The sequence below is a fragment of the Chthoniobacterales bacterium genome, from assembly GCA_039930045.1.
Classification (GTDB): domain Bacteria; phylum Verrucomicrobiota; class Verrucomicrobiia; order Chthoniobacterales; family DASVRZ01; genus DASVRZ01.
Window position 1 is genome coordinate 203,305 of the sequence record JBDSQB010000005.1, and the last position, 19,588, is coordinate 222,892.

The following is a 19,588-nucleotide window of genomic DNA, read 5'->3' on the forward strand; positions in this document are numbered from 1 at the left end:
GGCACGAAGCAGAAAAAGGGTTCAAAGCCAGCCGTCTTGACCACTCCCGTTCCATTTTGATAAACCTGCGGTCGTTGGCCACGTGGCCCACATCTCAACGTAGTAACCAATAGAAAATCGAAATATGTCTGACCTCAACGATCCATTGAAAGAAAGCTACATCGGCAAAGTCGCCGACGCCCTCGGCCCTTACACCGCCGACCTCACCGCCAAAGGGTTCGACCCAGCCAGCCGCATCACCCAACTGAGCGGAGCGGGCGGCCTCATCGAATCCGCCGGACGCGCCCGTAAAACGGCCGAGAAAGCCGCCATCGACGCCGTGAAACACGAGAAAGACTTGCGCGAGCAATTCTACAAACTCTCCACCGACACCGTCAGCCTCGTCGAGGGCCTGCTCAGCAAAGACCACGAACTCACCGTCAAACTCCGAGGCCTCCGCTCCGGCCTGATCGGTGCCCAGACTCCGTCCGCCCCGTCCGCCCCGGCCACGCCGCAGACCCCGTAAACCCAATCCGAGGCATTCCCGAGCGGGAAAATGCCTGTCCGTCGCCGTAACGACCGGGGTCGCATCCAAAAACGACCCCGGTTCCCGCTTCGACGACCTCGTCCGACATCGCGACGACCTGTTCCACTTTCAAAACGACCCAGGTCCCCGGCTCGACGACCTCGGTCGTCACGCCAACGACCCCGGTAGTTTGCCAAACGACCCAGGTCGTCACCCCGACGACCAAGGTATTTAGCCCGACGACCGAGGTCGTTTGGCCGACGACCAGCCTTTTCCCCAGTAACCGGGCGTTTCCCGTTTCAAAGCTCCGGTAAAATCCCTAAAAAACACAGCCATGGCCAAGAAGAAATCCAACCAAACGCCCGAAGACATCGCCCGCCAACGCATCGCCGAAGCCCGCGCCAGCGGAGACACCACCTTGGATTTGAGTGGACTGGGCCTCACGACGCTGCCCGCAGAAATTGGCCAACTCACCGCTCTCACGGAGCTTAATCTTTACCGCAATAAACTGACAACGCTGCCCGCCGAGATCGGCAAACTTTCTGCTCTAATAGATCTCGATGTCTCCTCTAACTTTCTGGTGACGCTACCCGCCGAGATTGGCGACCTCACCGCGTTGAGTGCATTTGCTCTCTTCGACAACAAGCTGACAAAGCTGCCTGCTGAATTCACCCAACTCTCCGTCCTCAAGTATCTTAACCTAGCTAACAACCAACTGACGGACTTGTTGGCGGAGATTTCCCGCCTGAGTTCTCTCGTGTTATTTATTCTTCACGACAACCAACTCACGAAGTTGCCTGATAGTCTAACTGATCTTGCATCCAGCCACGCGCTCACTGGATTGTATCTGCACACCAATCCGGCTTTGGGACTGCCGGTGGAAATATTGGGCCCAACTTGGCTTCAGGTTTATACACCGGATAATCGAAAGCTGCCTGAGGAACAGCAAATCAAGCCCCAAGCGCCGGTACGTATCGCTCGGTATCTGCGCCAGTTGCAGGCGGGTTCCTCTTATCCCTTGAGCGAGGCCAAAATACTGGTGGTTGGCCCTGGCGGCCACGGTAAAAGCTCGCTGATTGAGTATCTCCGGGATGGCACATTCCAGAAGGGAAAGAAAACAACCGAAGGCATCAAAGTAGCACCGTGGATGGTGCCGCAAGACAATGGCGACGGAGACCTGCGACTAAATGTGTGGGATTTCGGCGGACAGGAAATTCAACATTCCACGCACGAGTTTTTCCTCAGCCAACGGGCAGTGTATGTACTGGTCTTCCAACCGAGGGACGACCAGGCGGCGGCGCAAGGGTTGTATTACTGGATCGACCTCATTCATTTGATTGCCCCAAATGCGCCAGTCATCGTGGCATTGAGCAAGCAGGATGAATACGAGGGAACGGTGAACGACGCGGGCGATCTCAAGAAGCTGCATACCAAGATTATCGACTTCATTCCCGTCTCCTGCGATCAAACGCACCCGGCTTCTAAGAATATGAACCGCTTGCGGCAAGCTGTGTTAGACGCTGTCCGCAGCGAACTCGGCCATATCCACTACAAGCTTCCGGCTTCCTGGATGGCGGTAAAAGATGGCTTGGAGCAACCCGGTATCGATTTCCTCGGTTACGGCGACTACCAACAGCGATGCCTAGCAGCGGGGATCGCAGACGCCGAGGATCAGCAATTGCTTGCCATTTTCCTAAACGACCTCGGCACGATGCTGAACTACGCCGACCGGATGCCGCTTGAGAATACTCATATCCTTAACCCCAAGTGGGTGACAGAGGGTGTGTATGCGGTGGTGCTGGCGAAAGAACTGGCTACTAACGAAGGCGTCTTCGACGATGCCCTGCTTGGTAAGCTGCTGAGCGATGCCAAACTGCAAAACCACTACCCTCCAGAGGCGCAGAAGTTCATTAAGGAGATGATGCTCACCTTCAAGCTCTGCTATCAATTAACGCAGGGTGGGAAGAGCCGACGGTATCTGGTTCCCAACGCGTTGCCCGCAGCCGCTCCGGAAGGGGTCGGGGAAGGGATGGATGACTCGCTTCAGTTCGAAATTCGGTTTCCTCGTATTCTGCCGAGTAGTGTAATTTCGCGCTTCATCGTGGCCATGCACAGCCATCGCAAGACCGACAAGCGTTGGCGGCTGGGCCTGCGGTCAAGGATTGGGGAGCATGATTTCCTAGTGACAGCGCATCCGAAGGAGAAGCGAATCCGCATCGCGGTGGCTGGCAGTGGCCCCAGTCGGGCGCGCGCATTGGAAGTCATACGCCAGCACTTCATCGAAATCTGTCGGGAGAAAGAGGGCTTGGGCAATAAGGAATATACCTTTCCCCCCGGTTTTCCGAATGCCGAAGCCTACCCCTTCGACAACCTGCTCGAAGCGGAACGTAACGAGCAGCCGTCAATCTGGCTACCTGGTGGGGTTGGGAACGTCGAGGTGGTTACGTGGCTGAATGGAGTGACTGATCCGAAAGCTCGCGCCAAAATCCAGAAAGCCATTGCAGAGCTACCAAATGCTGGCAACCCTCACGCAAACATCACCTACAACATCGAAAAGGTGGAGCAAATGACAGGAGCCGATATGAGCAAACAGGAAAACAAAACCGTTACTATAACCGCCCATGATATGACGAACGTTGCGGTAGGTATTGATCAGCAATTGCAGGATTGTCTGAAAATGATCCAAGCAACAACGAACGCCGAGATGAAGTCGGCGTTGGAAGCTTTGCATGGTCAGGTTACTAAGCTCGCATCAAGTCCAGAACTCGCCGACAAACAGACGGTGAAAGACGACTTGGAGAGTTTTACTAAGGAGGCATTAAAGCCCCAACCACGTCGTAAACTTTTGGAGGTGACCGGCGATGGATTAGTCGATGCCGCCAAGACAGTTGCGGCAATGGGTCCTCTCGTGATCGAGTCCGTGCGGCAAGTAATGGCTCTCCTGGCCCCTTAATTCCTCACGAGATAAACAGCCGTTCGGTGGCGTGGGCGTGGCGCATGGAGGCGATCTCTAACATCGGGTTGAAGCTGCCGGCGTCGGCACGGGCGACTTCCATGGAACTGGCGACGGCACCGGGGATGGCGGCGGAGGCGTTTCGCAAGACGCGCTGGCAGCCGTCCTGGCCGATGCGGATGAGTTTGAGGGCGGCTCCGCAGCAGGCGGCGAGGCTTTGGTAGGCGTAAACGGTGAGCGCGGCGGGCAGCGGCACGGCTTCGATGCGGGCTTGCAGGGCGCAGACGATGAGGTGATGCCCGAGGACGTGTCCGCTGCGGATGGCGTGGGCGAAGTCGGCGAGGAGCGGGGAGGGGTGGATGGATTGGAGGGCTTTCAGCCGTCGGGTGCCGAGCTGGGCGCTGGCTTCTCGGGTCTCGCGGGCGAGTTTCCACGCGCTGATCTCGCGGTCGAGGAGCAGGAGGTCGTCAGTCGAGTCGCAGTCGTATGCGAAGCGGAGGGTGGGGAGTTCGAGCCCGGCGAGGGCGGGGAGGAGCTGCTGGTGGAGAAAGTGGCCGAGGCTGGTTTCGTCGCTGACGACGCGCAACCGGACGATTTCCTCAAACCCGAGGGAATGCGCGTAAGCCCCGGTGGGAAAGAGCGCGTCGGAGGTCTGGAGGAGGAACGGGAGCCAGGGGAGGGAGTCTGCGGGGAGGTCCGGGGAGCGCACGCGACTCGCGTGCTCATCTGGGCGACTCGCCCCGATGTCTGGAACTGGAAATGTGGCTGTGCCATTGAAGGGGGCGGTTTCCGGCGAGTCGCCAGAAACAGCACGCGAGTCGCGTGCGCTCCCCGGAGTTGCGGACTCCGCGCTCAATGGTGGTGTCCGCCGGAGAGCGGATGAAAGACGCGGTGATCGGCCTGGTAGGCGATGTGCTCCCGCTCGAAGAGCTGGCGCAGGGCGGGGTCGTCGGGGACGAGGACGGCGTTGGGAGCGAGGCCGAGCTGGAAATGGAGGTTGCCGATCATCCAGCCGAGGCGCGCCGCAGCGGTGGAATCCGGGTCGAGCACGACAGAGAGGACGGGCTCCGGGGTTTGCTGGATGCGATAGATGTGGATGCCCTCTTGGTGGAAGGTGTCGCCATCGTGGAGGTGGTGTTCGAGGTCGAAGCCAAACTCGGTGCCGTCTGCGGCTTTGCCCCGCCAGCGTCGTTTGGCGAGGGTGAGCCGGTCCACCGGAAGGGGGATGACGGGCAAATCGCCGTGAGAGTGGATGTGGTCGCGGATGAGTTGCATGGCATCCTTTGCCTAGAACAAGAAGTAGCGCTGGGCCATGGGGAGGACGGTGGCGGGTTCGCAGCGGAGTTCGCGTCCGTCGGCTTTGACGGTGTAGGTCTCGGGATCGACTTCGATGTGGGGCAGGTAGTTGTTCCAGATCATGTCGCGCTTGCCGATGTGCCGGGTGTTGCTGACGGCGGAGAGGCGTTTGTTGAGCTTCGGCAGGTCGCCCGATTCCAATGCAACTCGACTGACGAAGGTGACCGACGTGGAAAACTTGGCGCGTCCGTGCGCGGCGAATTGCGGGCGATAAAACGTGGGCTGCGGTGTGGGAATGGAGGCGTTTGGGTCGCCCATGTTCGCCATGGCGATGAGGCCGCCCTTCAGGATGACCTCGGGTTTGACGCCGAAGAACGCCGGTTTCCAAACGACGAGGTCGGCGAGTTTCCCGATTTCGATGGAACCCACCTCATGCGCGATGCCCGAGGCGATGGCGGGGTTGATGGTGTATTTCGCGATGTAGCGCAGGGCACGGAAGTTGTCGGCATTCGGATGCAACTCGGATGTTAGCGGGCCGAATTGGGTCTTCATCTTATGCGCCGTCTGCCAGGTGCGCGTGATGACTTCCCCGATGCGGCCCATGGCTTGCGAGTCGCTGGACATGATGGAAAACGCGCCGAGATCCTGCAGCAAGTCCTCCGCCGCGATGGTCTCGGGTCGGATGCGCGATTCGGCGAAAGCCACGTCCTCGGGGATCTTCGAATCGAGGTGATGGCAGACCATCAGCATGTCGAGATGCTCGTCGATGGTGTTGACGGTGAATGGGCGCGTCGGGTTGGTCGATGCCGGCAAAACATTAGGTTCGCCGCAAACTCGAATGATGTCCGGCGCGTGTCCGCCGCCCGCGCCTTCGCTGTGGAAGGTGTGGATGGTGCGTCCCTTAAACGCCGCGATAGAGTCTTCGACGAAGCCGGATTCGTTCAGGGTATCGGTATGAATCGCGACCTGCACATCGAGTTCGTCCGCGACGCCGAGGCAGCAATCGATCGCGGCGGGAGTCGTGCCCCAGTCTTCGTGGAGTTTGAGTCCAATCACGCCGGCCAGCACTTGCTCGCGGAGTGGCTCGGGCGTGGAGCAGTTTCCTTTGCCGAGGAAGCCGAGGTTCATCGGGTATTCGTCGGCGGCTTCCAGCATTCGGTGAATGTTCCATTTTCCCGGTGTGCAGGTCGTCGCGTAAGTCCCGTGCGCTGGGCCGGTGCCACCTCCGATCATCGTCGTGATGCCGCTGGCGAGGGCGTGCTCGATCTGTTGCGGGCAGATGAAATGAATGTGCGTGTCGATGCCGCCCGCTGTGATGATGCAACCCTCGCCCGCAATGACTTCCGTGGCCGCGCCGATGATCATGTTCGGAGAAATGCCCTGCTGGATGCCGGGGTTGCCGGCGTGTCCGATGCCGACGATGCGACCCGCTTTGATGCCGATGTCGGCTTTGATGACGCCCTGGATGGCATCGAGAATGAGAGCGTTGGTGATGACGAGGTCGAGACAATCAGCGTCGAGCGCGGTGGAGGATTGGCCCATGCCGTCGCGGATGACTTTGCCGCCGCCGAATTTCACTTCGTCACCATAAGCCCCGGCCTCTGCGATGAGGTCGCGTTCGACTTGGATGAAAAGCTCGGTGTCAGCGAGCCGGACTTGGTCGCCCACGGTCGGGCCGAACATTTCAGCATATTGGCGGCGGGAAAGAGAAAGACTCATAGTTTGCCGTTGATTTTTGCGTTGAGTCCGAAGACTTCGCGGGTGCCGCCGAGGACTACTAACTCGACTTCGCGCGTGTCGCCGGGCTCGAACCGGACGGCCGTGCCAGCGGGAATGTTCAGACGGAATCCTCGAGCTAGATTGCGATCAAACTCGAGTGCGGAATTGGTCTCAAAGAAATGATAGTGGCTGCCGACCTGGATAGGCCGGTCGCCGGTGTTGGAAACAGTGAGCGGTTTGGTTAGAAGCCCGACATTCGCGGGAATGTTAGGAGCAACGGCGACGATGATTTCTCCAGGGATCATGTTAGCGAATGGGATTATGGACGGTGACCAGTTTCGTTCCATCGGGGAAGGTCGCCTCGGCCTGGACTTCGTGGATCATTTCCGGCACGCCTTCCATGACGTCGGCACGTTTCAAAATGGTGGTGCCGTAACTCATGAGTTCGGCCACGGATTTTCCATCGCGCGCGCCTTCGAGAATCTCGTAGGTGATGATGGCGATGGACTCGGGGTAGTTCAGTTTCACTCCGCGGGCCTGACGGCGTCGGGCGAGGTCGGCGGCGACTACGATGAGGAGTTTTTCCTGTTCGCGGGGCGAGAGATGCATGGAACTCGAATCTTAAAGTGTCCGCTCTAACTCAGACGAGCCAAAAAATCAGACGGTGAGGTGCTCTTTGATGACTTTCTCCGTGAGGTCGGCGACCGGACCGGCAACGACGACCGCCCCGCGATTCATGATTGCAAAGGTATCCGCGAGTTCCTTGCAGAAATCGAGGTATTGCTCGACGAGCAGGATGCTCATCTGGCCCTCGGCGCGCAGCATTTTGATCGTCTCGCCGATCTGGTCGATAATGTTAGGTTGAATGCCTTCAGTGGGTTCGTCGAGGATGAGAATCTTTGGTTCCGTGAGCAGTGCGCGTCCAATCGCGAGCTGCTGCTGCTGGCCGCCGCTGAGCATTCCGCCCTTGCGCGGCAGGAAGTCTTTTAAAATCGGGAAGAGCGAAAAAACACGGTCGAGTTTGGCTTTTTTGTTGCCATTCAACCCCTGCGCCTTCATGCCGATCTCCAGGTTTTCCTCGACAGTTAGATGCGGAAAAATCTCGCGTCCTTGCGGAACGAATCCGATGCCGGCACGGGCGCGTTCCTCGGGCAGCATCTTGTTGAGTTCACGGCCGCCGAGATGGATTTTTCCAGCGTCGGTTTTCATCAGGCCGACGATGCTGCGGAGCGAACTGGTTTTGCCCACGCCATTGCGGCCCATCAGGCAGAATACGGACTTCGGAGGCACCTCGAAATTCACTCCGCGCAAAATGCGGCTGCCTCCGATGGAAGCCTCCACTCCGCTCACAGTCAGGCTGGTAGGATCGATATTCATGTTAGTGGGCTTTGCTGCGGCCGAGATAGACCTCGATGACTTTTTCGTTGTTTTGCACTTCATCGACCGGTCCCTCGCAGAGCACGTGGCCCTGGTGGAGCACGGTGACTTTGCGACCCTGCGAAATCTGGCGGACGAAGACCATGTCGTGCTCGATGACGATGATGCTGTGCTTGCCCGCGAGCGAGAGCAGCAGGTCGCCGGTCTTGTGCGTTTCCTCGTCGGTCATGCCGGCTGCGGGTTCATCGACTAACAACAGCCGCGCGTTTTGGGCGAGTAACATGCCTATCTCCAGCCATTGCTTCTGACCATGCGCGAGCGAACCCGCCTTCCAATCGCGCTGCCGGATGAGGTTGATCGTCTTCAGGATTTCCTCCATGCGATCGGTTTGCGTGGAGTTGAGTTTGAAGAAAAGCGATGGGAAAACGCTGCGGGAACCTTCCAATGAAAGCAGCAGATTTTCCCAAACCGTGTGGTCGGTGTAAACTGTGGGCGTCTGAAATTTGCGCCCGATGCCGAGACGATAAATCTCGTACTCGTTCATCTTGCTGAGGTCGTGCTTGCCCTCAAACTCCAGGGTGCCGCTGTCGGGTTTGGAACGTCCAGTGATGAGATCGAGGAACGACGTTTTACCCGCGCCATTCGGACCGATGACGGTGCGGAGTTCGCCTTCATCGAGATAGAAGTTGAGGTCGTTGATCGCCTTGAAGCCGGAGAAACTTTTGTTAACTCCGCCGGCGGCGAGTAGAAATGGACGCTGGCTCATGGTTTTGCCTCCTCGACTGGGGTGATGGTAACGACTGGTTCATCCTCCTCCTCTTTTCTGCGCGTGAGCAGCGCCTTAATTTGCGCTGGCAAACCGACGATTCCCTTCGGCATGAAGAGCACGACGACGATGAAAAGTCCGCCGAGAATGATCAGCCAATAATCGGGATAAGCCCGCGTGGCCCAGCTCTTCAGGGCATTCACAAAAATGGCGCCGATGATCGGCCCGAAAAGCGTGGCGCGCCCGCCGACCGCGACCCAGACAATGACTTCCAATGATTTCTCGGGGGCCATTTCGCCGGGGTTGATGATGCCGACTTGCGGAACATAGAGCGCACCGGCGAGACCGGCGATCATTGCGCTGATCACGAAGACGAAAAGCTTGTAGTTGGCCGCTGCGTAACCAGAGAAGAGCACGCGCGTTTCGCTGTCGCGAATGGCGCGCTGCACTTTGCCAAACTTTGTGGAGATCAACCACCGGCAACCCATGTAGGTGAGTAGGAGTAGGATGGCACTCGCTATGTAAAGTCCGCGCTGTGTCTCACCTAGGCGGATGTCATGGCCGAGAACAAACTTGTAGTCGGTAAGGCCGTTATTCCCGCCGAAGCCGACGTCGTTGGTTAAGAAAAGAATGTAAGCCGCGTAGGTGACAGCCTGGGTGAGAATGGAAAAATAGACGCCCTTGATGCGAGACCGGAAGGTTAGAAAGCCCAGGCACAGCGCCACCAGACCGGGTGCCCACATGGCCGCAGCGCTGGCGAACCAGAAGTTGTAGAAAGGCTCCCACAAGGCGGGCAGTTTCTGGTAGCCGAGGAAGACCATGAAGTCTGGCAGGTTGCTCTTGTACTGGCCGAGTTTGCCAATCAGAAGCATGAGGTGCATGCCAAAGGCATAGCCGCCCAGCGAGAAGAATAGACTCTGACCCAGACTTAGCAGACCAGTGTAACCCCAGAGTAGATCGACGCTCACGGCGAGCGTGGCTAGAGTGAGATATTTCCCCCAAAGATTGATTGAGAAATTACTAACATGCAGAAGGCTGCCTTCCGATGTGTAGGCGTTTAATCCGGGCAGAACTAGAATCGCAAGGACGGCGAAAATGATGAGCCCAACGAATTCGTTTTTAGAGTAGATGCGCATGTGGTTAACCCTCCAGGCTGCGGCTTTTGGTGACGAAGATTCCAGCCGGACGCCATTGCAGGAACAGGATGATGCCAGCCAGTACGATAATTTTTCCCATGACGGGATTTAGCAGGAGTTGCTGCAAACTTTGATCGACCACACCAATGCCGACGGCGGAACAGACGGTGCCGAAAATACTGCCGACGCCTCCTAACACGACGGTCATGAAGCAATCGACGATGTAGCTTTGCCCGAGTGACGGCCCGACGTTTCCGATCTGCGACAGAAACGCTCCGGCGAGTCCGGCGAGTCCGCTGCCAAAGCCGAACGTGAGCATGTTGACACGTTCGGTTCTAACTCCCATACAGGCGGCCATGTTGCGGTTTTGCATGACTGCCCGAATGAGCAATCCGAGTGGAGTTTTGGAAAGCAGGAGCCACGTTCCGATGACGATGAGGATGGCGAAACCAATGACGAAAACGCGGTTGTAACCAAAGATCACGTCGCTGATCGTGAAGTTGCCGCTCAGCCAGCTGGGGGAGTTTACCTGAACATTAGCCGCGCCGAAGATGAGGCGATAAAGTTGTTGCAGAACTTGGGAAACCCCCCAAGTCGCGAGGAGCGATTCGAGTGGCCGCTTGTAGAGAAAGCGAATGACCGTACGTTCCAGTGCGATACCAACGATAGCCGCAGTTAGAAACGCCACTGGCAGCGCGACGATGAAGTAACACTCGAATGCAGGTCCGGTGAGATGCAAGCCCGGGAGTTTGATCGGAATGCGAAACGGGGAAAGTTCCAGCCCGGCTCCAAAGATACATTGCACGATATAAACAGTGTAGGCACCGACGACCATGATCTCGCCGTGCGCCATGTTAATCACACCCATTAGTCCAAAGGTGATGGAGAGTCCGAGCGCGACAACTAACAAGATGGAGCCGAGACTGAGTCCGCGAAAAATGGTGCCGAAAAAGTTGACGCCCTGGATGTAGGCTTTGATGGAACTCGTGGCCGCCTGGGCAGCTTTCAAAACTGTGGGATCCGTCTGCGGATCAGTCGTGAGTTTGGTAATCAAATCCAAGCTGCTGATGGAGTTGACGGAAGCCAGCTTTTTGATGGAGGCCACCTGCACCGCAGACGAGGGATCCTTGAGCTGCATCAGCGCGATGGCTTCCTCCAAGGCTTTGTGAACTTTCTTGTCGGTTTCCTTGCCGAGACGTGCCTGGAGAGTACCGAGATTAGCCGTCTTCTGGGCGAGACCCAGCTTCATGACAGCAGAGATGCGCTGGGCCGGATCTGGGTTAGCCAAGGCTAGTAGATCGAGTGTGTTCTTGATGGTCTTTCGCAGCTTGGAAGTGGTGTCCACGGGCTTGAGTTCGGAAGCTGCAAACTTGATTGGAGTATTAGTCGAATCTTTTAGGAATTCCCCGGTATCAATGCGAGTTGCTTTGGCTTTGTCGGTAGAATCTTTTTCTGAGTCGAGTAAGACTGGAATGACGGTGCCTTGTGGATCGGTGTAGAGAAATACTCCGTCGCGCGGCCAGGCATTAAAGACATCTCTAACTAGAGCGGAACCGCTGTCGGCCAGAGTGGTAATAATCGTAGCCTGCTCGTCACCGGTGGACGTGATGGCCTTGGCAAGTTGCTGCCTGACTTGCGGGGATTCGGCGGCGTCGGCTGCGGAAGCCAGCACGACGAATAAGATAGATAAAATAAGTGTGCGCATGTTCAACGAAGTCCTGAGCGGATTGGAACTCGACTGTGAGCTGTAGCCGAGTGGAGTTAGATAACCATGTTAGAAATTTCTCTCATAAAAAAGGAGAGGCAGAAACGAATCTGCCTCTCCTGATTTAAGAAGACTAAGCCACCATTATTTCTTGGTGAAAGTGCCTTTCAAGAAAGGCTCGCCGTAAACGTCGGGGAAGGTCTTGACGATCTTGAACTGGCCGTCCGCCTTGGTCTCGCCGATGAACACCGTCTTGGTGACGTGGTGATTCTTCTGCATGGTGACCTTGCCACCGGGGCCGTCGAAAGAGACGCCGGACTCGAGGGCTGCGGTGACTTTTTCCACGTCGAAGCTGCCTGCTTTTTCAACAGCGGCTTTCCAGAGGTAAACACCGTCGTAGCTCAGAACCATTGGACTGCAAGTCACGCGTTTTTCTTTCACGATGCCAGGAACCTTGGTGGTCTGGAGCCATTTTTCCCAGCTGGCGATGAAGGCTTTGTTAGCAGGGCTGTCGATGGACATGAAGTAGGTCCAGCAACCGAGGTGCCCGACCAAATCCTTGGTGGGAAGACCGCGGAACTCGTCTTCAGACAAGCTGAAGGAAACAACCGGGCAATCTTCGGAAGTGAGTCCAGTGGCAGCGAACTCTTTGAAGAATGGAACGTTCGAGTCGCCGTTGATGGTGTTCACCACGCAAGCGTCGCCGCTGGCTGCGAATTGTTTGATCTCGGAAACGATTTGCTGGTAGTCAGTGTGGCCGAATGGAGTGTATTTGCCAGCAGAGATGACCTTGCCAGTGTCGTCCTTGCGAAGACCGCCGCCGATGTTTTCAATCGGGATGCCTTTGCTGAGAAGATACTCGAGGAGCACGAGGTTAGTCGTCTGTGGATAGACGTAGTCGGTGCCGATGAGATAGAACTTCTTCTTGCCTTGGTCGAGTAGGTAGTCAACGGCTGGAATAGCTTGCTGACCGACGGCTTCGGCGGTGTAGAAGATGTTTTTGGAAAGTTCCTCGCCCTCGTATTGCACAGGGTAGAAGAGCAGGCCGTTGTCTTTTTCAAATACTGGGAGAACCGACTTGCGGCTCACGCTGGTCCAGCAACCGAAGGTGACAGCAACTTTGTCCTGCTCGAGGAGTTGCTTGGCTTTCTCGGCGAAGAGAGGCCAGTTGGAAGCGCCATCAACAACGACTGGCTCGATTTTTTTACCGAGCACGCCACCCTTGGCGTTGATTTCGTCGAAGGTGAAGAGCAGCACGTCGCGCAGCGAGGTTTCGCTGATGGCCATGGTACCGCTGAGGGAGTGAAGGACACCGACTTTGACGGTGTCTTCGGCGTGAACGCCGCTCGCGAGAAGTGCGAGTGCCATGCAGGCAAGAGAGAGAATTCTTTTCATAAATAAATGTTAGCTAGTGAGTTGTTTGCAAGGTGAGCCGGATGCCGCCTAGGAGAGCGACATCCGGCATTACTTAACCAGTTGTTTGACGGCAGTTAGAACGCGAGTCCAACCGATCCGCCGAAGACGAAGTCGTCGCTTTTGCCGACGTTCACCGCAGTGGTGTGATCACCGAGGTTCAAGTAGGTGGCAGAGGCGCTCGCCGTCCAGGTGCCGTAGCAGGCTGGAACGAACGACAGAGGCGTGGAAACGGTGACACCACCCGAGGCGTAACCATAGGTCTCGCCAGCGTAGAAGTTGTCATCGCCGAGACCGACGTTGATTGGGAAGGTAAACGTCACAGGACCAGCCGCGAAGCTGGGAGCGATGCCGATTTCGTAGTACCAGCCACCAGGAGCCAGACCAGCGACGGTGTCGCCGATTTCAGCGAGGACGGCCACGTGCGGGTGCAAGGCAAATTTGCCAAGCATCGCGGTATCGTCATAAGCGAGGTTCAGGTTGATGCTGCGGGCCGGGCTGAAGTTGTCAGCAGGGCTGTCGAACTCGAAGTAGCTCAGAGTCGCGGTGAGGTTCTTGGCCATCACAACGGAGATGCCCGGAGTGTAGTCGAACTCATACCAGCTCTGGAGATTCGTGCCGCCGCCGATGCTAGGCTGATCGTGCGAATGCAAGCTGCTCCAGATGCCGAGGTTCAGAGTGACTTTGCTGATGAAACCTTCGCCTTCATAAAGTTTGAAGTAGAGGTCGGCGTAAGGCTGGGCAATGACACCCTGGTTTTCGAGTTGGATACCACGAGAGAAGTATTTGCTGACCACGGCCACGCCCAAATCGCCGCTGATGCAGGATTTTAGCTCTGGAGTTTCAACGGCTTTGACTTCTTTGGAGGCAGTTACTTCACCGGCATGTGCGGTGGTGGACAGTAAACCGCCAAGAATGGCAGCACTGAAGATGTTTTTTGTTTTACTGATTGTTAGCATATCCTTTGGTTTGGTTTTGTTAAGTGCCGAATACTCGGCGAGCGTCCCTTAGCAAAGAGGATGCCACAGGTGGTAAATGAGCCGTTTTTTGTCAAATCTCCTGCGCTTCAGAGGCGGGGGCCCGGCAAGCGGGTTGGGAAATGCTCTATCCAAAACTTGAGATTATATCTTTGAATGAAAGATAAATAACAGTGGTGGCGATTATTGCCCACGTCCGACAAGAGTGCCGCCCTAATGCCTGGCCTATGCTGGGCAATCGAAATACTGCAGGGCGTATTTACCTCTCGCAATTCGTTTAATTAGGACCAATATGGGGCAGGAATTCGATTATTTAGGGATTCGCAAGTTGTTCATTGTGACCTATATGAAACTCCCCCCTCCCGTCCCGTCGTCCAAGGCCCAAACCGGCATCGAAGGTTTCGATGAAATAACCCAAGGCGGTCTGCCGCGAGGGCGCACCACTCTCATCGAGGGGGGCCCCGGTTCGGGCAAGTCGATCATGGCCATGCAAACCTTGGTCAATGGTGCGCGACTCGAGAATGAGCCGGGGATTTTTGTGGCCTTCGAGGAGAGTGCGCAGCGGCTGGTGGCCAATGCCTCGAAGTTTGGCTGGGACTTGGAGACTTTGCAGAAGAAGAAGCTCTTCTTTCTGGATGCGCAACCCACGCCAGACTTTTATCAGGCGGGGACTTTTGATCTGGGCGGAATGCTGGCGGCTCTGGAGGCCAAGGCCAAAGAGATCGGCGCGCGGAGGATTGTGTTCGACGCGATCGATGTGGTGCTGGCTCTCCTGAATGATCCGGCGGCGGAAAGACGGGAAGCTTATCGGCTGCACGCATGGCTGCTAGAGCACAACTTTACGGCGATCATAACGGCCAAGGTGGACCACGAGGATCGGCGGGCGACGAATCAACCCCAACTCAGTTTCATGCAGTATATGGTGGATTGCGCAGTGCTGCTGAACCATGTGGTGATCGAGGGAATCTCCCAGCGCAATCTGCGGGTGGCCAAGTATCGCGGCAGCACTTTTTCGGAGAATGAAGCACCCTTCCTGATCGGACCCGAGGGTCTGGTGGTGGCCGGTGGGAGCGGGATGTCTTATGAGAAAATGCCCAAGAGTCTGGCGGTGACGGAGCGTCTCTCCAGCGGGGTGGAGCGGCTGGATGCCATGCTCGGGGGAGGCTATTATCGGGGCGCGAGCATTCTAGTGACGGGCTTTCCCGGCACGGCGAAATCGACTCTCAGCGGGGCCTTTGCCGAGGCGGCCTGTCTGCGGGGCGAGCGTACGTTGATGATTAACTTCGACTCCGATGCGGCCGAGGTGATTCGTAATCTGGCCTCGGTAAACATCCAGTTGGAGCGTTTTGTAACGAATGGGCTGCTGCGCATCGTTTCCGCCCGGGCCATCTCTGGCAGTGCGGAGATTCACTTCATGCAGATCAAACTCCTCGCCAAGGAACATGGGGCCCGTTGTCTGGTGATCGACCCGTTGTCGGCGTTGTCCAAATCTGGAAACGAAAACACGGCCTACGGTGTAGCGGAGCGCCTGGTGGATTGGACGAAAAACGCCGGGATCACCATGCTTTGCACCAGTCTCTTGCAAGAAGCGGGAATGCAGGTGGAAAGCTCGCCCTCGCAAATCTCCACTCTGGCCGACACTTGGATTCATCTGAATTATCACGTCCATGCCGGGGAGCGAAATCGCGGGCTCTCCATCGTCAAGTCGCGCGGCACGGCGCATTCCAACCAAGTGCGCGAACTTCTCCTGAGTGATAAGGGAGTGACCCTGGCCGACGCCTACACTGCTGGCGGAGAGGTCCTAATGGGCACCTTGCGCTGGGAAAAGGAACGCGCCGTACAATCGACCACCGCCGAGGCCGAGGCAACGAAGAAACTCAAGCAAGCCACCATCGAAGCCGAGGAAGCCCTCCTCGAAGTAAAGCTGAAAGCCGTGCAACTCGACTTAAACGCCAAGCGCGCCGAGAAGGAAATCTTGACCCGCCTCGGAGTGGACCGTGCCGAAAAACTCGCCAGCGGAGTGACTCATCTGGATGAACTCCGTGGGACGGATGAGAAATGAGCGTTCCTCCCACATTCAAGTTCCGTCTCTATGTAGCCGGCGACGGGCCAAATTCCATTCAAGCCATCGACAATCTGCGCATCCTTTGCCGCGAATATCTGGCCGAACGGCACGAGATCGAAATCGTGGATGTGCTCACCGACCAAGCCCGGGCGTTGCAGGACGGGGTGATGATGACTCCATTATTGGTAAAACTTTCTCCCCAGCCCGTCCGTAAAGTCATTGGCAACCTCAGCCATCGCGAGAACCTGCTGCAAGGGTTGGGGTTACCCGCTAGTTCCCCCCAATGAAAAAGAAGAGCCAAAACGTCGAGGCGGCCAAGGAAACTTTCGATGAGATCTCGGTTCTGGTGCGTCAGCTCGACCAGATCCATCGCCGGCTTCAAGAGTTGGCCGGGGGGGAGCTCGACTCTGTGCTCCTGCCGGGTGGGCATTCTTATCTTCTGCATCAGGCGCAGGAAAAACTCCGGCAAAACGATGCCGTGCAGTCCTCCATTCTCAATGCCCTGCCCGCGCATATCGCGCTGATCGATTCCGAGGGGACGATCCTTTCGGTGAACAATCGCTGGAAACAGTTTGCCCAGAACAATGGCTTGCAGCCCTCTCGCTGCGGAGTGGGGCAAAATTATCTACAAATCTGCGAGGCGGCGACCGGCGATTGTTCGGAGGAGGCGTTTGAGGCGGCCGTGGGCATTCGCGCCGTTTTAAGAGGGGAGTTAAATAATTATGCGCTGGAGTATCCCTGCCATTCGCCCGATGAGCAGCGCTGGTTTCAGTTGATGGTCACGAAGCTCGACGACACCGCCGTCTCGGGTGCGGTGGTCATGCATGTGGACGTGACCGAGCGCAAGCTGGCGGAGGAAACATTGCAGGAAAGCGAGACGCTGTTTCACTCGTTGTTCGAGAACATGCTGGAAGGCTGTGCATATTGCCAATTGATCTATGAAGGGGATCGCGCGGTGGATTTCGTTTATCTGCGAGTCAATCCCGCATTTGAAAAGCACACCGGACTGAAGGATGTCGCCGGCAAAAAAGTCAGCGAACTGGTGCCGGGCCTGCTCGAGGCAAGTCCCGAAATTCTGGAGACTTACCACCGGGTGGCAAAAACGGGCCGCACGGAGCAGTTCGAGGTTTATGCAGAGCATCTGGACATCTGGTTTTCCGTCTCGGCTTACAGCAATGAGCCGGGGTATTTCACTGCGGTTCTGGCGAACATTACCGAGCGCAAAAAAGCGGAAGGAGAGATTCGATTTAACGAGCAACGTTTTCGTTCCTTGGTGGAAGCGACGTCGGATATCGTCTGGGACACGCCCGCTTCAGGGAAATTTGAGAGCGAGCAACCGGGCTGGAGCGCTTTCACGGGGCAGACCTTCGAGGAATATGGAGGAGCAGGCTGGCTCAGTGCCATTCATCCCGACGATCAGGAGGAAACTTTCCGCGTCTGGAATGCGGCTGTCGCCACCCGCTCGATTTATAAAGTGGAACACCGGATTCGTGCACGGGATCAGACCTATCGTTACATGAACGTTCGCGCCGTGCCGGTGCTCGGCGAAGAGGGCGAGATCCGGCAGTGGATCGGCATTCACACCAATATTTCCGAGCGTAAGCTGGCCGAGGAGACATTGCGGGAGAGCGAGGAGCGTTTTAGCGGAGCCTTTGAGCACGCTCCCATCGGCATCGCGCTAGTGGCCCCCGATGGACATTGGCTGAAGGTGAACCGCGCGGTGTGTAAGATGCTCGGCTACACGGAGGAAGAGTTGCTGGCGCGGACTTTCCAAGAGATCACGCATCCTGAGGATCTCGACGCCGACCTGTCATTGGTCCGCGAGGTTCTGGAGGGGAAACGCCTCTTTTATCAGCTCAATAAACGCTACATTCACAAGGACGGGCATTCTGTTCCCGCCTCTCTCAGCGTCTCGCTGGTTCGCGACACTAGAAACGAGCCTCTCTATTTCGTCTCCCACCTGCTGGACATCTCGGCACGCGTGCAAACCGAGAACGAGTTGCTCCGAATCCAGCAACGACTCGCTCTGGCCACCCAATCCGCTCATATCGGCGTCTGGGATTGGGATGTGGCCGGTGACAAAATGATCTGGGACGCGCAGATGTATGCGCTCTACGGCATTCGCGAGCGCGATTTCTCGGGAGCCGTGGATGCGTGGCAAAAAGGGTTGCATCCCCAGGATCGCGAGCGCGCCGTGGCGGATATTACAGATGCGCTCAAAGGCCGCCGACAGTTTCATTCCGAGTTCCGCGTCGTCTGGCCCAGTGGTGCGGTCCGCGACATCGAGGCCCATGGCATCGTCCAGCGGTCGAGTGACGGTCAACCGCAACGCATGATTGGAGTCAACTGGGACGTGACGGATCGCAAAAAGTCCGAGCGGCAAATGGCGGAACAGGCCGCTCTCCTCGACATGGCCCCCGACGCCATCATGGTGCGCGACCTGAAGCACCGCATTATTTATTGGAATAAGAGCGCCGAGCGCCTCTACGGCTGGACCTCCGAAGAAGCGCGCGGCCAGATCTTCGTGGAAATGTTGAAGGTGGACCACGAACGTTTCTACGAGGCCGAAGCCATCGCTTTTGAAACAGGCGAATGGGCCGGTGAAATGCAGAAAACGAACCGCTTCGGCACCGTTCTCACTCTCAACAGCCGCTGGACGCTCGTCCGCAACTCCGATGGCACGCCCCACGCCATCCTGGTCATCGACACCGACATCAGCGAACGCAAAAAGCTCGAGCAGCAATTCCTCCGCTCCCAGCGCATGGAAAGCATCGGCACCCTCGCCGGCGGCATCGCCCACGACCTCAACAACTCCCTCGCTCCGATCCTGATGTCGATCGAACTCCTGAAAATGAAATACCCGGAGTCCGAGAATCAGGAGCTCTTCGCCAACATCAGCGCCAGCGCCGAGCGCGGAGCCGACATGGTGCGCCAGCTCCTTTCCTTTGCCCGTGGCGTTACCGGCAAGCGCATCGAGGTCGACATTCGCCACATCGTCGGCGACATCGAGAAGATTGCCCGCGACACCTTCCTCAAACACATCCAGATCCGCACCGTCCTTCCTGACGATGTCTGGCCTGTGATCGGCGACGCCACCCAGCTTCATCAGGTGATCCTTAATCTCTGCGTCAACGCCCGCGACGCCATGCCTGGAGGCGGAGGCATCCTCACCCTCTCGGCGGAAAACGTCACCCTCTCGCAGGATTACATCGGGCTGAACACCGAGGCCAAGGCAGGCCCCTACGTCGTCGTCCGCGTCGAGGACACCGGCACCGGAATGCCGGCGGATGTCATCAATAAAATTTTCGATCCCTTCTTCACCACCAAGGAAATCGGCAAAGGCACCGGCCTTGGCCTCTCGATCACCTACGGCATCGTCCAGGAGCACGGCGGGAACATCTCGTGTGAGAGCAACGCGGGGCAGGGCACGCGCTTCACTTTGACGCTGCCACTGGCCACCGCCCGCGCGTCCGAACGCGCACAGACAGCAAACAGGCAGGCTTGAAATGCGCAGGACCGCCATCAACAACGACCCGCAGGCGCCGACCACCACACGCAAGGGGACGATCCTCGTCATCGACGACGAGGAGATCATGCGCGAGATCCTCGAGACGCTGCTGAGCCGGGAAGGCTACGAAGTTAGAGTCGCCCCGAATGCCGCCACAGGCCTCGAGCT

At 57.2% G+C, this 19,588-nt stretch carries 16 protein-coding genes; 5 read left to right on the forward strand and 11 right to left on the reverse strand.

What is annotated here, in order from left to right:
- The first annotated feature begins 124 nt into the window (after positions 1–124).
- On the forward strand, positions 125–505 hold the full coding sequence (locus tag ABIT76_05465; protein ID MEO7932588.1) for a hypothetical protein: 381 nt from the start codon (positions 125–127) through the stop codon (positions 503–505).
- Between the two features lie 334 nt (positions 506–839).
- The gene (locus ABIT76_05470; GenBank protein MEO7932589.1) at positions 840–3,458 is read left to right on the forward strand and encodes a COR domain-containing protein; all 2,619 of its coding nucleotides are present in this window, start codon (positions 840–842) and stop codon (positions 3,456–3,458) included.
- 4 nt (positions 3,459–3,462) lie between these two features.
- On the opposite strand, the gene ABIT76_05475 is transcribed toward ABIT76_05470, so the two are convergent.
- The 11 genes from ABIT76_05475 to ABIT76_05525 form a co-directional block, all read right to left on the reverse strand.
- The gene (locus ABIT76_05475; protein MEO7932590.1) at positions 3,463–4,167 is read right to left on the reverse strand and encodes an urease accessory UreF family protein; all 705 of its coding nucleotides are present in this window, start codon (positions 4,165–4,167) and stop codon (positions 3,463–3,465) included.
- 143 nt (positions 4,168–4,310) lie between these two features.
- A complete protein-coding gene (locus ABIT76_05480) occupies positions 4,311–4,733 on the reverse strand; it encodes an urease accessory protein UreE (protein MEO7932591.1) in 423 nt (140 codons plus the stop codon).
- A 12-nt stretch (positions 4,734–4,745) separates the two neighbouring features.
- Positions 4,746–6,473 (reverse strand): urease subunit alpha, encoded by a 1,728-nt coding sequence (gene ureC / locus ABIT76_05485; protein ID MEO7932592.1) that lies wholly within the window; start codon positions 6,471–6,473, stop codon positions 4,746–4,748.
- Positions 6,470–6,778 (reverse strand): urease subunit beta, encoded by a 309-nt coding sequence (locus ABIT76_05490; protein ID MEO7932593.1) that lies wholly within the window; start codon positions 6,776–6,778, stop codon positions 6,470–6,472. Before ABIT76_05490 ends, ureC begins: the two co-directional genes overlap by 4 nt.
- 1 nt (position 6,779) lies before the next feature.
- Positions 6,780–7,082, reverse strand: coding sequence for an urease subunit gamma (locus ABIT76_05495; GenBank protein MEO7932594.1), 303 nt, complete (start codon positions 7,080–7,082; stop codon positions 6,780–6,782).
- 48 nt (positions 7,083–7,130) lie between these two features.
- Positions 7,131–7,850, reverse strand: a complete 720-nt coding sequence (gene urtE / locus ABIT76_05500) for an urea ABC transporter ATP-binding subunit UrtE (protein ID MEO7932595.1) — start codon at positions 7,848–7,850, stop codon at positions 7,131–7,133.
- A 1-nt stretch (position 7,851) separates the two neighbouring features.
- On the reverse strand, positions 7,852–8,616 hold the full coding sequence (gene urtD, locus ABIT76_05505) for an urea ABC transporter ATP-binding protein UrtD (GenBank protein ID MEO7932596.1): 765 nt from the start codon (positions 8,614–8,616) through the stop codon (positions 7,852–7,854).
- Positions 8,613–9,752, reverse strand: coding sequence for an urea ABC transporter permease subunit UrtC (urtC, locus tag ABIT76_05510; GenBank protein ID MEO7932597.1), 1,140 nt, complete (start codon positions 9,750–9,752; stop codon positions 8,613–8,615). Before urtC ends, urtD begins: the two co-directional genes overlap by 4 nt.
- 4 nt (positions 9,753–9,756) lie before the next feature.
- Entirely contained in the window at positions 9,757–11,457 is a 1,701-nt protein-coding gene (gene urtB, locus ABIT76_05515) for an urea ABC transporter permease subunit UrtB (protein ID MEO7932598.1), read from the reverse strand.
- Positions 11,458–11,601: 144 nt separating this feature from the next.
- Positions 11,602–12,852, reverse strand: a complete 1,251-nt coding sequence (urtA, locus tag ABIT76_05520; GenBank protein MEO7932599.1) for an urea ABC transporter substrate-binding protein — start codon at positions 12,850–12,852, stop codon at positions 11,602–11,604.
- 95 nt (positions 12,853–12,947) lie between these two features.
- On the reverse strand, positions 12,948–13,829 hold the full coding sequence (locus ABIT76_05525) for a hypothetical protein (protein ID MEO7932600.1): 882 nt from the start codon (positions 13,827–13,829) through the stop codon (positions 12,948–12,950).
- Between the two features lie 364 nt (positions 13,830–14,193).
- Between ABIT76_05525 and kaiC the strand changes: the two genes are divergently transcribed.
- From kaiC to ABIT76_05540, 3 genes are read left to right on the forward strand one after another with little or no spacing between them, the layout of a single operon-like run.
- The gene (kaiC, locus tag ABIT76_05530) at positions 14,194–15,909 is read left to right on the forward strand and encodes a circadian clock protein KaiC (protein MEO7932601.1); all 1,716 of its coding nucleotides are present in this window, start codon (positions 14,194–14,196) and stop codon (positions 15,907–15,909) included.
- Positions 15,906–16,199, forward strand: a complete 294-nt coding sequence (locus tag ABIT76_05535; protein ID MEO7932602.1) for a circadian clock KaiB family protein — start codon at positions 15,906–15,908, stop codon at positions 16,197–16,199. The genes kaiC and ABIT76_05535 overlap by 4 nt, the downstream gene beginning before the upstream one ends.
- A complete protein-coding gene (locus ABIT76_05540) occupies positions 16,196–19,417 on the forward strand; it encodes a PAS domain S-box protein (GenBank protein ID MEO7932603.1) in 3,222 nt (1,073 codons plus the stop codon). Before ABIT76_05535 ends, ABIT76_05540 begins: the two co-directional genes overlap by 4 nt.
- The last annotated feature ends 171 nt before the right edge of the window (positions 19,418–19,588 follow it).